Origin of the sequence: Pelagovum sp. HNIBRBA483, assembly GCF_040931995.1 — a bacterium.
Classification (GTDB): domain Bacteria; phylum Pseudomonadota; class Alphaproteobacteria; order Rhodobacterales; family Rhodobacteraceae; genus JAEPMR01.
The window spans coordinates 2,395,001-2,409,898 of the sequence record NZ_CP162412.1; the positions used below are offsets into that span (position 1 = coordinate 2,395,001).

Annotated in this window: 15 protein-coding genes and 1 tRNA gene (1 of these 16 running past the window's edge); 11 read left to right on the plus strand and 5 right to left on the minus strand. The window is 59.1% G+C overall.

Features of this window, described 5'->3' with window-relative positions; translation table 11 throughout:
- From AB1E42_RS11780 to AB1E42_RS11805, 6 genes are all read left to right on the plus strand, one after another.
- Window positions 1–557 carry the 3' portion of a rod shape-determining protein gene (locus AB1E42_RS11780; RefSeq protein ID WP_368344430.1) on the plus strand. The gene continues 481 nt to the left of window position 1, outside the view, so the window shows 557 of its 1,038 coding nt (coding positions 482–1,038); its start codon lies off the left edge, out of view; the stop codon is at window positions 555–557.
- A gap of 43 nt (window positions 558–600) precedes the next feature.
- Window positions 601–1,521, plus strand: coding sequence for a rod shape-determining protein MreC (gene mreC / locus AB1E42_RS11785; protein WP_368344431.1), 921 nt, complete (start codon window positions 601–603; stop codon window positions 1,519–1,521).
- Window positions 1,514–2,056 carry a rod shape-determining protein MreD gene (locus tag AB1E42_RS11790; RefSeq protein WP_368344432.1) on the plus strand — a complete coding sequence of 181 codons (543 nt, stop codon included), beginning with the start codon at window positions 1,514–1,516 and terminating at the stop codon, window positions 2,054–2,056. The genes mreC and AB1E42_RS11790 overlap by 8 nt, the downstream gene beginning before the upstream one ends.
- Window positions 2,057–2,139: 83 nt before the next feature.
- A complete protein-coding gene (gene mrdA / locus AB1E42_RS11795) occupies window positions 2,140–3,993 on the plus strand; it encodes a penicillin-binding protein 2 (protein ID WP_368346424.1) in 1,854 nt (617 codons plus the stop codon).
- Window positions 3,994–3,996: 3 nt separating this feature from the next.
- On the plus strand, window positions 3,997–5,136 hold the full coding sequence (rodA, locus tag AB1E42_RS11800; protein WP_368344433.1) for a rod shape-determining protein RodA: 1,140 nt from the start codon (window positions 3,997–3,999) through the stop codon (window positions 5,134–5,136).
- Window positions 5,137–5,140: 4 nt separating this feature from the next.
- Window positions 5,141–6,076 carry a 2-hydroxyacid dehydrogenase gene (locus AB1E42_RS11805; protein ID WP_368344434.1) on the plus strand — a complete coding sequence of 312 codons (936 nt, stop codon included), beginning with the start codon at window positions 5,141–5,143 and terminating at the stop codon, window positions 6,074–6,076.
- Between the two features lie 3 nt (window positions 6,077–6,079).
- Here AB1E42_RS11805 and AB1E42_RS11810 read toward each other — a convergent pair whose 3' ends face one another.
- Together AB1E42_RS11810 and AB1E42_RS11815 are read right to left on the minus strand one after the other, a co-directional pair.
- The gene (locus AB1E42_RS11810) at window positions 6,080–6,865 is read right to left on the minus strand and encodes an SseB family protein (protein ID WP_368346425.1); all 786 of its coding nucleotides are present in this window, start codon (window positions 6,863–6,865) and stop codon (window positions 6,080–6,082) included.
- Window positions 6,843–7,448, minus strand: coding sequence for a uracil-DNA glycosylase family protein (locus AB1E42_RS11815; RefSeq protein WP_368344435.1), 606 nt, complete (start codon window positions 7,446–7,448; stop codon window positions 6,843–6,845). The genes AB1E42_RS11810 and AB1E42_RS11815 overlap by 23 nt, the downstream gene beginning before the upstream one ends.
- A 133-nt stretch (window positions 7,449–7,581) precedes the next feature.
- Between AB1E42_RS11815 and AB1E42_RS11820 the strand changes: the two genes are divergently transcribed.
- From AB1E42_RS11820 to AB1E42_RS11840, 5 genes are all read left to right on the plus strand, one after another.
- The gene (locus AB1E42_RS11820; RefSeq protein WP_368346426.1) at window positions 7,582–8,865 is read left to right on the plus strand and encodes a Na+/H+ antiporter NhaA; all 1,284 of its coding nucleotides are present in this window, start codon (window positions 7,582–7,584) and stop codon (window positions 8,863–8,865) included.
- Window positions 8,866–9,004: 139 nt separating this feature from the next.
- Complete coding sequence (locus AB1E42_RS11825; RefSeq protein WP_368344436.1) at window positions 9,005–9,664, plus strand: ABC transporter ATP-binding protein; 660 nt, start codon at window positions 9,005–9,007, stop codon at window positions 9,662–9,664.
- Window positions 9,642–11,252, plus strand: a complete 1,611-nt coding sequence (locus AB1E42_RS11830) for a capsule biosynthesis protein (RefSeq protein WP_368344437.1) — start codon at window positions 9,642–9,644, stop codon at window positions 11,250–11,252. Before AB1E42_RS11825 ends, AB1E42_RS11830 begins: the two co-directional genes overlap by 23 nt.
- The gene (gene kdsA, locus AB1E42_RS11835) at window positions 11,252–12,085 is read left to right on the plus strand and encodes a 3-deoxy-8-phosphooctulonate synthase (RefSeq protein ID WP_368344438.1); all 834 of its coding nucleotides are present in this window, start codon (window positions 11,252–11,254) and stop codon (window positions 12,083–12,085) included. The genes AB1E42_RS11830 and kdsA overlap by 1 nt, the downstream gene beginning before the upstream one ends.
- 90 nt (window positions 12,086–12,175) lie before the next feature.
- Window positions 12,176–12,250, plus strand: a tRNA-Gln gene (locus AB1E42_RS11840).
- Between the two features lie 172 nt (window positions 12,251–12,422).
- On the opposite strand, the gene AB1E42_RS11845 is transcribed toward AB1E42_RS11840, so the two are convergent.
- Genes AB1E42_RS11845 through AB1E42_RS11855 form a run of 3 tightly spaced genes read right to left on the minus strand, consistent with a single transcriptional unit; the run spans window position 12,423 to window position 14,724 of the window.
- A complete protein-coding gene (locus AB1E42_RS11845; protein ID WP_368344439.1) occupies window positions 12,423–14,051 on the minus strand; it encodes a recombinase family protein in 1,629 nt (542 codons plus the stop codon).
- Window positions 14,051–14,464 carry a DUF2924 domain-containing protein gene (locus AB1E42_RS11850; RefSeq protein WP_368344440.1) on the minus strand — a complete coding sequence of 138 codons (414 nt, stop codon included), beginning with the start codon at window positions 14,462–14,464 and terminating at the stop codon, window positions 14,051–14,053. Before AB1E42_RS11850 ends, AB1E42_RS11845 begins: the two co-directional genes overlap by 1 nt.
- Window positions 14,461–14,724, minus strand: coding sequence for a DUF3489 domain-containing protein (locus AB1E42_RS11855; RefSeq protein WP_368344441.1), 264 nt, complete (start codon window positions 14,722–14,724; stop codon window positions 14,461–14,463). Before AB1E42_RS11855 ends, AB1E42_RS11850 begins: the two co-directional genes overlap by 4 nt.
- Window positions 14,725–14,898: the final 174 nt, after the last annotated feature.

The window sequence follows — 14,898 nt, forward strand, 5'->3', positions numbered from 1 at the left end:
ATATCGGCGGCGGCACCACCGAAGTTGCCGTGCTCTCGCTGGGAGACATCGTATACGCCCGTTCCGTGCGCGTCGGTGGTGACCGTATGGACGAAGCGATCATCAACTATCTTCGCCGCCAACAGAACCTGCTCATCGGTGAGTCGACGGCCGAACGCATCAAGACCTCCATCGGAACCGCCCGGATGCCCGATGATGGGCGCGGTTCCTCCATGCAGATTCGTGGCCGCGACCTGTTGAACGGCGTTCCGAAAGAAACCGAGATCAGCCAGGCGCAGGTTGCCGAAGCCCTTGCCGAACCCGTACAGTATATTTGCGAGGCAGTGATGACCGCGCTTGAGGCCACACCGCCGGACCTTGCCGCCGATATCGTGGATCGCGGCGTTATGCTCACCGGCGGCGGCGCGCTGCTTGGTGAACTTGATCTCGCCCTGCGCGAACAAACAGGGCTTGCCATTTCTGTCGCGGACGAGTCGCTCAACTGCGTCGCGCTCGGGACGGGAAAAGCGCTGGAATACGAAAAACAGCTCCGCCATGTGATCGACTACGACAGCTGAGGCGGAACAGAGGTTCAAACTGGATTCGAAAGGGTCGTAACCCTTGGCACGCGAGCGGCAGCAAGAAGATACCTATGCAACGCCGATCCGGCGTCTGTTGGTTGGTGTCTCTCTCCTGTGCCTGATCCTGATCTTCCTGGTCTGGCGTATCGACAGTCCGCGCGTCGAGCGGTTCCGCCTGATGGTGATCGACCGCTTTGTCCCGTCGTTCGAATGGGCAATGGCGCCAGTTACCGGCGTCATCAAACTTGCCAGCGATTTTCAAAGCTACCAGCAACTCGCTGATCAGAACCGCGATTTGCGGCGCGAATTGCAGCAGATGAAAGCATGGCGGGAGGCCGCTTTGCAGCTTGAACAAGAAAACGCGAAGCTTCTCGACCTCAACAATGTCCGGCTCGACCCGAAACTGACCTATATTACCGGCGTCGTGCTGGCAGACAGCGGCTCCCCCTTCCGACAATCAGTCCTGCTCAATGTCGGCGAACGTGATGGAATCATCGACGGCTGGCCGGTCATGGACGGGATCGGCCTCGTAGGCCGGATCGCCGGCGTCGCCGAAAACACCAGTCGAGTGCTTCTCCTGAGCGACAGCTCGTCACGCATTCCGGTACTGATCCAGCCCTCCGGCCAGCGTGCCGTCCTTGCCGGCGACAACAGCCTGAACCCGCCGCTTGAATTCCTCGAAGATCCGGATCTTGTCCGCCCCGGTGATCGGGTTGTGTCGTCAGGTGATGGCGGCGTCTTTCCGGCCGATCTCCTTGTCGGCCAAGTAGCTCTCGGATCAGACCGACGGCTCCGCGTCCGCCTCTCGGCGGATTACGAGCGTCTGGAGTTCCTCCGCGTGTTGCGTTCCCGCCAGCGGGAGGAAATCGTTGATCCGGGTGACATCGTCGCGCCCGAAAGCGGGAGCGTAGCAACCACTGACGACGCAGCGGCCTCTACCACGGACGGGCAAAATGAGTGAGCCGAAGCGCAATCGCCAGCAGCTGACCGGCGCGTTGGTCTATTTTAGCTTGGCTGTGATGATGCTCTTCATGCAGATTCTTCCTTTGTCGAGCATTCCGCGCAGCTGGACAGGGCCTGACCTCCTCTTGGGCATTACGCTTGTCTGGGTCGCCCGCCGGCCCGACTTTCTCCCCGTCAGCATGGTCATCGCCGTGTTCTTCTTCGCCGATCTACTATTGCAGCGACCGCCGGGGCTATTTTGCGCATTGGTCGTGATCGCCACCGAGGTGCTGCGTGTACGGTCTTCGGCATTGCGTGACGCGCCTTTTGTTTTTGAATGGCTGTATGTCGCGATTGCGATTGTGGGGCTTACCGCCCTCAATCGCGCAATTTTGAGCATCATGATGGTGCCTTTGCCGCCCGCCTCACTTAATTATATCCAAATGATCATGACGATCGGCTCATACCCGGCGCTGGTCTTTGCAGCCCATTTCGGCTTCGGGCTCTATCGGCCCGCACCCGGAGAACTCGACAGCCACGGAAAACACCTTTGAAACGCCCGAACGCCCTTTCCACCCGCAACCACCGCCGCCTCACGCGGCGCGCCTTGCTTATCGGAACGGCCCAGTTCGCGCTGATGGGTGGTCTCGCCCTGCGTATGCGGTCCTTGCAAATCGAACAGTCGGAAGAGTATCGCCTTCTGGCTGAAGAAAACCGGATCAACATCCGCTTGCTCCCACCTGCGCGGGGGCTGATCTATGACCGCGATGGCCGTATTATTGCCGATAACGAGCAAAACTATCGCATTGTCTTGATCCGCGAAGATGCCGGTGACGTCGATCAGGTGCTCGAAAAACTCGGCAGCCTGATCACGCTTGATCCAGACCGCATTGAAAAAGCGCGCGAAGAAATGGCCCGCCGCTCGCCATTCGTGCCCGTCACCGTCGCCGAACGTGTCACATGGGATGAAATCGCGCGTGTTACAGTCAACGCACCCGCCCTCCCCGGCGTTCTGCCCGAAGTCGGCCTATCACGTCACTATCCGCTCGGCTCGGATCTGGCACATGTCGTAGGTTATGTCGGCCCTGTCAGCGATTATGATCTCAATCGCATCGATGATCAGGATCCGCTCTTGCAAATTCCGCGTTTCCAAATTGGCAAAACAGGCGTCGAGAACAAACTCGAGCGCGCCCTTCGGGGCAGCGCCGGCACCCAGCAGATTGAGGTCAATGCCCTCGGGAGGGTCATGCGCGAACTGGAGCGGCGCGAGGGCAACCCCGGCGCCGATATCCAGCTTACCATCGATAGTCGTCTCCAGTCCTACGTCGAAGCCCGGCTCGAAGGTGAATCGGCCAGCACCATTGTTATGGATGTCGAAACTGGCGATCTTCTGGCCTGCGCATCGGCCCCAAGCTTTGATCCCAACCTTTTCGTGCGCGGCATCAGCGTCCCCGATTGGAACGCCCTGAACGAGGATCCCTACCGCCCACTTGCCGCGAAAGCGGTACAAGGCACCTACCCGCCCGGCTCCACATTCAAGATGATCACTGCCCTCGCCGCCTATGAAGAAGGCCTTATCGACCCCGAAGAGACGGTATTTTGCGGCGGCTATGTCGAGGTTTCAGGCAACCGTTTCCACTGCTGGAAGCCAGGCGGCCACGGCAACATCAATCTTCACGAAAGCCTGAAGCAAAGCTGCGATACATTCTATTATGAAATTTGCCAGCGGGTCGGCATCGAGAAAATCTCCGAAATGGCCAAGCGCTTCGGCCTCGGCATCCAGCATGAGATACCGCTTTCTGCCGTTGCCGCGGGCCTCGCCCCGGACCGCGACTGGAAAATGCGCGTGCGCGGCACCCAGTGGCGGGTCGGTGACACGGTGAACGTCTCGATCGGTCAAGGCGATGTGTTGGCCTCCCCCCTGCAACTGGCAGTCATGACGGCCCGACTGGCAACCGGCCGCTCCGTCACCCCTCGGCTCATCCATTCCGTCGATGGTATCGAAACACCTTCCGGCCGCGGCGCACCGATGGGCATCAATGAAAACGCCCTCCGCCGCATCCGCGCAGCACTTGATGATGTCTCGAACCACAATCGCGGCACTGCCTATGCTTCCCGCATCACCGACTCGGAAATGCGACTGGCTGGCAAAACAGGGACGAGCCAGGTCCGCCGGATCACCCAAGCCGAACGCGATGCAGGCATTTCAGCGAACGAGGACCTCCCGTGGGAACGCCGCGACCACGCGCTCTTTGTTTCCTTCGCACCGTTCGACAACCCCCGCTTTGCAGTTGCCGTGGTCGTCGAGCACGGCGGTAGCGGCTCCGGTGCTGCAGCACCCATCGCCCGCGATGTGATGCTGCAGGCCCTCCATGACGGGCCGCCGCCTCTGTCTTCCTATCCCTCCAGTGTACGCAGCCGAATCGCTGAACAGCAGCGCCGGATCGAGGCACTGATCGAAGCGAAATTCACAGCCGCGGATAGGGCCTGATCGGTGAGTTATCTCGAATATAACATAAAATTTGTCCCGTCCGGCTTTCGTAAGATCCTCTACGTCAACTGGCCGATCGTGCTTTTGCTTGTGGCAATCACAAGCATCGGCTTCCTGATGCTGTATTCCGTCGCAGGCGGTTCCATGCGCCCATGGGTAGAGCCGCAAATGCAACGCTTCGCCTTGGGCCTCGTCTTGATGTTCACGGTGGCTTTCATCCCCATCTGGTTCTGGCGCAACGTATCGCTGCTTGGCTACCTGCTGGCATTCGGGCTCCTCGTGTATGTGGAACTTTTCGGCGCTGTCGGCATGGGCGCCCAGCGCTGGATCGATCTCGGTTTCATGCGGTTGCAACCCTCGGAGTTGATGAAAGTTACACTCGTGATGCTGCTCGCGGCCTATTATGACTGGCTTCCTGCAAATAAGATCTCACATCCTGTCTGGGTAGCGCTGGCGGTCATGCTGATCCTTATTCCGACAGCCCTCGTTCTCCGGCAGCCCGACCTCGGCACGGCGATCCTACTGCTCTCCGGGGGGGGTGCCGTGATCTACTTTGCAGGTGTTCATTGGGCCTATTTCGTCACCGTTATCGCATCGGGTGTCGGCGCCATAGCCGCCGTATTCCAAAGCCTTGGCACAAGCTGGCAATTACTACAGGATTATCAGTACCGGCGGATCGACACTTTTCTCAACCCCGAGAACGATCCCCTTGGCGCGGGCTATCACATCACGCAGGCAAAGATCGCGCTTGGTTCCGGCGGATGGACAGGGCGCGGCTATATGCAGGGAACGCAGTCGCGCCTCAACTTCCTTCCCGAAAAACATACCGACTTCATCTTCACTACCTTGGCAGAGGAATTCGGCTTCGTCGGTGGAATCGCCCTGCTCGGGCTTTATGCGCTTGTCACGCTCTTCTGCATCATCGCCGGATTGCAGCAGAAAGACCGTTTCAGCGCTCTGATCTGCCTCGGCATCGGTGTCACCTTCTTCCTCTATTTTTGCGTGAACATGGCGATGGTCATGGGACTGGCACCCGTCGTCGGTGTCCCATTGCCACTTGTCAGCTACGGTGGATCGGCCATGCTGGTGCTTCTTGCTGCTTTCGGCCTCGTTCAAAGCGCACACATCCACAGACCGAGGTAAGACGATGACCGTTAATGTTCTTTTTGCCGCGCCCGAAAAAGACTGGGAGGAATATGCCCCCCATCTGCGCACCGCTCTGGCCGATTTCGGCATCGCGGCAGATGTTGGAACCGATATCGCCCCCGAGGCGACGGACTACATCGTCTATGCCCCCAATAGCCCATTACAGGATTTCCGCCCATTCACCCGTTGCAAGGCAGTGCTCAATCTCTGGGCAGGGGTCGAGCAGGTCGTCAGCAATCCGACGCTATCCCAGCCACTTGCCCGCATGGTCGATGAAGGGCTCACCAATGGCATGGTCGAATGGGTCTGCGGCCACACGCTGCGCCATCACCTCGGGATGGACACCCATATCCACGGCCAGGACGGCATCTGGCGCGAGGGATCAGTCCCGCCTCTCGCCTCGGAGCGTACTGTCTGCATTCTCGGCATCGGCGCCTTGGGCAGCGCTTGTGCGCATCATCTTGCGCAATTCGGCTTCAAAATGCGGGGTTGGTCACGCAGCCCCAAACGGATCGAGGGTGTCACCTGCTTCCACGGCGAGAATGGCCTGAAGGAAGCGCTCACCGGCGCTGATATCGTCATCCTGCTGTTGCCGAACACACCGGATACCGAGAACACACTGAATAGCGAGACATTGGCGCTCCTCGCGCAAGGCGCCGTCGTCATCAACCCCGGCCGCGGGCCTCTGATAGATGATGACGCACTTCTCGCGGCCCTCAATAGCGGCCAAATCGGCCACGCAACACTCGACGTATTCCGCACCGAGCCCTTACCCGCCGATCATCCCTACTGGTCACATCCTCGGGTGACGGTCACACCGCATATCGCTTCAGCAACCCGCCCTAATACCGCAGCGCGTGTCGTCGCGGAGAACATTCGCAGGGGCGAAGCAGGTGAGCCGTTCCTCCACCTCGTGAACAGGCAAAGCGGCTACTAGGCTCTACTTCAGCTTAGGCGGTTTTTCGGGATCCATCCCGGGCGCCTGCCCGACCGTGCGCTCGGCTGGCTTTGGCAGATCAAACCGCAAACCAACCTGCCCGAACTTCGCCGCGTTCGGGTCGGTATCCGCCAGAAACACCACGTCCAACTGCCCCGCCTCAACGCCAGAGAACGTCAGCGCCTCATTCACCGCGCCAGCAAGGGCATGTTGCGCCGCATCGACGACATTCACAAATGCCAGAACATGCCCTCTCGTTTGGTCGTCATATGTCACCGCCGCGAGAAAACAAAACTCGGCCAGCCCCTGCCCCGTCGCCAACTTTCGCGAAAGCGACTCAAGTAAATGCTCCGGCACCCCTTCCGGTGGGCGCACCTCAAGAATTCGCGCCATGCCTTCTTCCGGCCCCTGCCCAAGCGTTTCAGAGAGCCATGAAATCGCTGCTGGCGGCACGAGCATCTCGTATCCCGCAACACCGATATTCACAGCCAGCCCCAACTCATCGCCCGCGATCATCGCTGCGAGCGACCGCCCCGACAAAGCAACATAGGGCGCCGAGCGGCCAACAAACTCTGCCAACCGCAACTCCCGGTCAAAAACCAGCAAGTATTCCAGCCCCTCGACATCAACCGTCTCTGGGTCGATATCCTCTCCGTCTGGCTCGGCTGTCAGCAAAAGATAAAGCTCACTGTCCGCCAACCGCTCATAATAACGCAGCCGCGCCATATCATCGTTGTCATCAGCTGCCATCGCGGCGAATGCCGTATCAAGTTCCGTCTGTGTCACGATCCATTACCTCTGCCACCCGCTGCCGCACAAACGGCAGAACCTCCTGTTCGAACCAAGGGTTCTTTTTCAACCAACCCGTATTCCGCCAAGACGGATGCGGCAAGGGCACCACGCCATTTCCAAACGCGCGCCAATTGGCGACTGTCTCCGTTACGCCCGTTTTGGCACCCAGGTGCCTGCGCTGCGCATAACCGCCCACAAGTATCTTCAGCTCTACATTGGGCAGAACGTCGGCAACCCGCTCATGCCATTGCGCAGCGCAAATGCGCGGTGGCGGCAGATCGGAGCCAGCATCATCATACCCCGGAAAGCAAAACGCCATCGGCACAATTGCGATCCGCTGCTGATCATAAAACGCAGCCTCAGACAGCCCCAACCACGCCCGCAACCTGTCCCCCGACGGATCGGAGAATGGCCGCCCGCTCGCATGCACGCGGGCACCGGGTGCCTGACCGGCAATCAATATGCGGGCACTAGGATCAAACCAGACAACAGGATTCGGTGAATGCGCCGTTGCCGTTTGTGCAAAGCGCTGCGCACACAGTCGGCACGCGCGTATCTCGGATTTCAAATCAGCCTGCATGTCGAAACCGCTACAGCGTGCCGCCTCAAAGGTCAAAACCCGCTAATACTTTGTGCTTCTGCGCCGTTTCACCCACAGTTGTGCCGTTTGCTATCTTCGGGTATCCGGCAATAAAGAAACAACGGGGATGGCTATGTACCGCGTCTGGAACTTCGTTACGAACTACTCGCTCCTACTCATTATCGGCGCACTCATCGCCTTGGTTTGGGCCAACATCAACCCCGACGGATACCACCACTTCGTCGAGTTTGAGTTGATCCACGACTTCATCATCGGCCACGCCCATTACAATGAAGCAGGACAAGTCGAGTACCGTTCGCTCACCCTACATTACCTCGTCAATGACGTGTTGATGGCCTTCTTCTTCGCCATCGCGGCGAAGGAAGTCTGGGAGGCGATTATCCTCGAAAACGGCTCTCTGCGCGGCAAAAAAGCCGCCACGCCGTTGGTCGCCACCGCTGGCGGCATGTTCGGCCCGATTGCCGTTTACCTCGGCCTCGCCATGTTCCTCGGCTCCGATACATATGACGCGGTTGCACGCGGCTGGGCCATCCCAACCGCAACCGATATTGCGTTCTCCTATCTCGTGGGTCGCTTGGTGTTTGGCGCAGGCCATCCAGCCGTGCGCTTCCTGCTTTTGCTGGCCATCGCAGATGACGCGGCAGGCCTGATCATTCTGGCCATTTTCTACCCTTCGGGCGAACTGGCCCCCGAATGGCTCATGCTGTCGGTCGGTGCCGCTGTCGCCGTCTATTTCCTCGCAAACTGGCTGCCCCGCCGTCTCGACCGTGGCAAGCAAGCGCGTCCAAATTCGACATGGGCGCGTAACACGCTGAGCTTCTGGCCCTACCTCATTGCAGGCGCGCTGAGCTGGTACGGCTTCCAAGAGGCCGGCATCCACCCCGCCCTTGGCCTGCTGCCAATCGTTCCAACGATCCCGCATGCGGACCGTGCCTTCGGTATCTTCTCGGAGGCAGAACAATACCTCTCCGACTTGCTGAACCATATAGAACACATCCTTAAGCACCCCGTTGAGGTGGTTCTCTTCTTCTTCGGCCTTCTGAATGCCGGCGTCGAATTCTCCTCCATCGGCTCGCCCACATGGCTGGTCCTTGCTGGCCTGCTTGTCGGCAAACCCTTTGGCGTCCTTCTTTTCGGTTGGATCGCGGCCAAACCGCTTGGCCTCGGCCTGCCGAAAGGTATGCGGATCATTGATCTCTTCGTGATCGGGTGCGTCGCCGCAATCGGCTTCACGGTGTCACTGTTCATCGCTTCGGTCGCGTTCACGGGTGATGCCATGCTGGGCGATATTCCGGTGAAAGACGCCGCCAAAATGGGTGCTCTGTTCAGCTTCGCCGCTGCCATTATCGCCATCGTGGCGGGCAAAGTCACCGGCGTCGTAAAACAAGAAAACTAACAACTTTCGCGGTCGGCCCACACGGGCCGGCCGCACCGATAACGAGAAACCGTTGTCAATCACTCGCGCTTTCCCTCATACTGAAACAAATGCAACCGTCCGGCACTTCGCCTGACGGAAGAGGTCGAGAGCGGGCCGCATGCTAGAATTTGTAAATGTGAGCAAATCTTTCTGGACTGGAAAACAGCGCAAGGTGATCCTTGATCGCGCATCTTTTCGTGTGGAGCTCGGCAATTCTTTAGGCATCCTTGCTCCCAACGGCACAGGCAAGACCACGCTCATCAACATGATGGCGGGCCTCGAAAAACCTGACGAAGGCGAAATCCACCGCCTCTGCCGAATCTCGTTCCCGCTCGGCTTCATGGGCGGGCTCGTGGGCCGGCATACGGCCCGTGAGAATACCCGCTACATCGCCCGCATCTATGGGCTCGACCCCGATTACGTCGAAGCGTTCTGCCGCTGGCTCTGCGGCATCGAAGAATATTTCGACATGCCGGTCGGCACCTACAGTTCCGGCATGCGCGCACGTCTGTCCTTCTCGCTCATGCTGGCTCTCGATTTCGATATCTACCTGATCGACGAGGGCCTGCCGACGACGATGGACGCAGAATTTAACAAAAAAGCAGGAGAGATTTTGCGTGAAAGGCTCGAAACGACTACCGTGGTGATTGTAAGCCATCAGGCCAAGGTACTCGAAAGGTTTGCGCGCTCGGCAGCGGTTCTCCGCGACGGCCATCTCTACATGTTCGATACGCTGGAAGAGGCAAAGCAGCTCTATGACTACGAACCCCAAAGCTAGAAAGTTCCGCATCCGTCGGACCAGCCGCCCCGCGACCGAAAATGCCCCTTCCGCAAGCGATCAGGTCGCTGGCACCGAACAGCCGAACCCGCAATCTTCCAGCAGCACGGCGCCATCACAACAAACGCCGAGCGACCGCGAGACAGCCGCCCAGCAACTCGATGCCATACGCCAAGAGGGCCTGACCGGCCGCCAGCTCCGCATGGCACGGCGGATCGCGCAGAAATATGGCATCCCAGCGACCTCGGATTTCGATGCAGTTCGGCAGCTTCGGGCGCGCGGCATCAATCCGTTCGAAAAGGCCAATCTGCTGGATATCGTCTCTGAACAGAACGCCGAAGCCGACAACGACGCCCAAATCCAACTGCCCCGCACCGTGCAGCAGCCCGGGCGCGAGGTTGCGCTCCACGATCCCCGCCTCGCCGCCGAACAACGCGCGAGCGAGATCCGCCGCGTACAGCAAGATATTGCCCGCCGCCGCAAGCGCCGCCTATTTGGCCTCTTCGCGCGGCTGACAGCCTTTGTTTTTCTACCGACCATTGCCGCGGGTTACTATTTCTACGTCTACGCCACCCCGATGTACGCCACTAACACCGAGTTCGTCATCCAACAGGCCGAACCCGCCGCAGGTGGCGCCGCCGGTGGCTTAGGCGGCTTGTTCCAAGGCACGTCGATGGCAACCCAGCAAGACAGCATCACAGTGCAATCCTATCTCGGTTCCCGCGCCGCGATGCTCCGTCTGGATGAGGAGCACGGCTTCAAGGAACACTTCAGCGATCCATCGATCGACCTTCTGCAACGCCTGCCCGAAGGGGCAACCAACGAAGAAGCGTTCAAGGTCTATACGGATCGGGTTCAGCTTGGCTACGATCCGACCGAAGGCATCCTGAAGATGGAAGTGGTCGCCACCGACCCCGAAACCAGCCAGCGTTTTGCCGAAGCACTCGTCAGCTATGCCGAGGAGCAGGTCGATCACCTGACCCAGCGTCTGCGCGAGGATCAAATGAAAGGCGCGATGGAAAGCTATAACGCGGCCGAAGAACGCCGGACCGCCGCGTTGAACGAACTCCTGCGCATTCAAAACGAGGTCGAGCTGATCGACCCCGTTGGTGAATCCGCGGCTGTTCTCAGCCAGATTTCGGCGCTCGAAACCCAACGACAGCAAAAGGTTCTGGAACTCACCAGCCTGCAAAACGCCCGTCGCCCCAATCAGGGCCGTGTTCAAGCCGTACAGGGCGAAATCGCGGGGCTCGAGTCCCTCATCGCCGATCTGCGCTCCCAGATGACCCGCGCGAATGGCGACAATACGACACTCGCCGCCAAGAATACCGAGCTACGCATCGCAGAAGAGAACTACCAGTTCCAAACCGTCATGGTGCAGCAAGCCCTCGCCGCGCTTGAGGGCGCACGTTTGGAGGCTAACCGACAAGTAAGATACCTCTCTGTCGGCGTCGAACCTATCGCCCCTGACCAAGCCACCTATCCGCGCGCGTTCGAGAATACGGCCATCGCTTTCTTCATCTTTGCGGGCATTTACCTGATGTTCTCGCTGACTGCCGCGATCTTGCGCGAACAGGTGTCGTCCTGATGCATAACGTCCAGATCGGCACGGTCAGTGTGAGCAATGAGGCTCCGCTGACACTGATTGCCGGCCCTTGCCAGATCGAGTCGCGGGACCACGCGCTGCGGATTGCCGAAACACTGGCAAAGGCAACCCAGAAGGCTGGCGCCAGCTACATTTTCAAAGCGAGCTTCGACAAGGCCAACCGCACCTCTGCAACAAGCCCGCGCGGCCCCGGAATGGATGCGGGGCTTGCCATTCTCGCCGCCGTCCGCAGCGAAATTGGTTGCCCTGTTTTGACCGATGTGCATCTGCCCGACCAATGCAGCACCGTCGCCGAAGTTGCCGATGTGCTGCAAATTCCGGCCTTCCTTTGCCGCCAAACAGACCTAATCACCGCCGCCGCCCGCACGGGCGCGGCGATCAACCTCAAGAAAGGTCAATTCCTCGCCCCGTGGGACATTCCGCCAGCTGCGGAGAAAGTCACTTCTTGCGGCAACGACAGGCTCTTGATCACCGAGCGCGGCACATCGTTCGGATACAACACGCTGGTGACGGATATGCGCGGCCTGCCCATCATGATGCAGACAGGCTTTCCGGTGATTATGGACGCCACGCATTCCGTCCAACACCCCGGTGGTGCAGGCACCGCTTCAGGGGGGGACCGCCGCTTCGCACCCGTCATGGCCCGCGCCGCTGTATCGCTCGGAATCGCAGGCGTCTTTATCGAATGTCACCCCGATCCAGACAGCGCACCCTCCGACGGACCAAACATGATTCCCCTCTCCGAGATGCCCGAACTCATCGCCTCACTGATGCGATTTGACGCCCTCGCAAAGGCCGATCCGGTCCGTCTCTGAGGGCAAAAGAGATTCAACAAAATCCATCCGATTTTTTGCACAATCGCTCTTGAACCATGGCAGCCTTCAGAATATGAACCCCTTCGTCGCTGGGGTGTAGCCAAGTGGTAAGGCAACGGTTTTTGGTACCGCGTACCGTAGGTTCGAATCCTACCACCCCAGCCAAACACTTCTCTGATTTCAGACCCTGAGAAGTTGCCGGTCAATTGCCGCGTGTTTCCGGGCGCTTGGCATGCGGCGCGTCGAGCAGAGACACAATCCCGAGTAGATCCGAAGCCGATTTCGGGCCGCAGTCTCTGTTTGCAATTCCGACGGTACGAGTTTGGGGATTCTGATGTCAGAGCGCTGCGAACTGCTCGCGCTGTTCTGACCAGATTGCGGGGAACCGGGTCTTGATCAGATAATCGGTTGTGAGACCCTCGGGTTGTTCACCCTGAACGATGGAGCAAAGAACATCAGGGGCGAGCAACGCGAGACTGGCCACGTCCTGAACGCGCCGTTTTGAAACGCCATCGGTTTCTGCGATCTCCGAGAAGGTCTTTCCCGCAATGACCATCGACAACCAACGGCGCCCCTTGATGATGTTCTGCACGAGGGTTTGGTCGATATCCGGTGGCGGTGCACCCAGATGCAACTTCAACTCCACCCCGCGCCGGCGCATCTGAAAGGGCGCTTTGATCAGCAATTCCCGCTGATTAATCTGTTCTGACTGACACCCCAACTGTTTTTCGAGAACCGCAGCGCTCAATTGTACGGTGACCAAACCCGGTCGCAAATCAGCACGTTCAACAAGTGCCAGGCATGCTTGCGTCTGCGTTAGATCTTTCAGTTTTTCCACCGCCGAGACGATCTCTGCCGCCGATGCTTTCTGGATCATTGACGAAGCCGCATCAGGTCGGCCCAAATGCTGCGCAACCAGAACTGTCAGAAGCCTTTCAACCTGCTCGGCGGGTAGCCGCCAGGCGCCAGGATGTTTCCGACGGCGATCTTTGACCAGCCGATGAGAGATATAATAGCGCAGGCGCCTGCCGTTCTTGCGGCTGTGGCTGGGTGTCAGGCGATCGCCAGTTTCATCGAAGAGCTTTCCAGCCAGCAGCGATGTTGTTGCCTTTTTTCCTGAACCCCGTGCGATGGAGGCCCTGCCTTGCAGCATATCCTGAACCGTGTCCCAGATCTCCGGATCAATGATCGCAGGATGCTGCCCTTCATACACCTGCTGTTTGTGATGGATCCGTCCGGCATAGACTGGGTTGCTCAGGATGTGCTGGAGGTGACCACGATCAAAGTGTTTTCCGCCTGATATCCGACCACCCGCCCTGTTACGGCACCGGGACCTGAGGTCGAGTTGCTTTGCCCGCTCTTTCACCTCTCGCAAGGTGCCGTGTTTCAGATAGAGGTCGTAAAGCGTCCGGATCGTAGTCGCTTCATTCTCGTCGACCTTCAACGTTCGGCCATCCGGTTGATAGCCAATTGGAACGCTCCCGCCCATCCACATTCCCTTGCGTTTCGAGGCTGCGATCTTGTCCCGGATCCGCTCTGCCGTGACCTCACGCTCGAATTGCGCAAAACTGAGCAGCATATTGAGAGTCAGCCGCCCCATGCTGGTGGCCGTGTTGAAGCTTTGGGTAACCGAGACAAAGGACGTCCCGGCCGCGTCCAATCGATCGACCAGTTTTGCGAAGTCGGCCAGCGAGCGCGTCAGGCGGTCGATCTTGTAGACAACAATCTGGTCGACGCGTTTTTCATCGACAGCCTGCATCAATCGCTTCAGTGCCGGGCGATCCAGATGCCCGCCCGAGATCCCGCCGTCGTCATAGTGGTCCGGGAGCAGTTCCCAGCCCTCGTGCTTCTGGCTGGCGATATAGGCTTCGCAGGCCTCTCGCTGCGCATCGAGGGAGTTGAAGTCCTGCTCCAGGCCATCTTCGGAACTCTTGCGGGTGTAGATGGCGCAGCGGATCCGACGCATCACTGCACTCCGAAGAAGCGGGGTCCGGACCAGCGGGCGCCGGTGATGTGTCGGGCAATGGCCGACAAGGACGGCCAGGTTTTCCCATCCATGACGTAGCCGCCCTCCACCACCTCAACCTGATACGTACGGCCATTCCATTCGCGGATCAGATGCGACCCCGGTTTTGTCGCGGCTGGATGGGATTTACCGGAGGCGATCTGGTTCAGACGCCGGGTGGTCTTGATTGACACACCGCCCAGCGTCTCATTTTGTGTCTCCCAGATCAGCACCCGCTTCATAAACTGCGGAGAGAGGTGTTTGGGCGGCGGACGCCCAAACACCTCTCTCCAGCGATTCAGGCATTCGGCACGATCAAAGGCACTGATATCTGCAATCAGGCTTTCCAGTTTGCCGGGGCCGTCACCGCTCATGCTGCAGTGTCCGCCCTGACCACGCGATAGACCGAACCTTTGTCGCTATCGCTGCGTTCGATCTGGTAGCCTGCCTTGCGTTGGGCGGAGATCGCGGCTCGTGCCGTATGGGGCTGCCAGCCGAAGGTCTTCTGTAACTGCGCCAGCGTTACTCCGGATTTCCGGGTCAACAACTTGTGCAACTGGACGCTGCGCGTCGCCTTGACGCCGAAAAGTTTTGGGCTCGCCGGTTTGTTCTCTTGATGAGATGACACTGCCATCGTGTTTCTCCACTCTGCGGGCGAAGGCCAATCCCCCGCCCTGTACTGAGTGGAGCCCGGACATTCCGGGCGGCACGCTGCCTGGTCAGTACCGCTCTGTCGCGCTCAGAAGTCCAGTGGATTATGGAAAAGTTGGGCGGATTGCGGTCATACACTGCGGTCGCGAAACGGTAA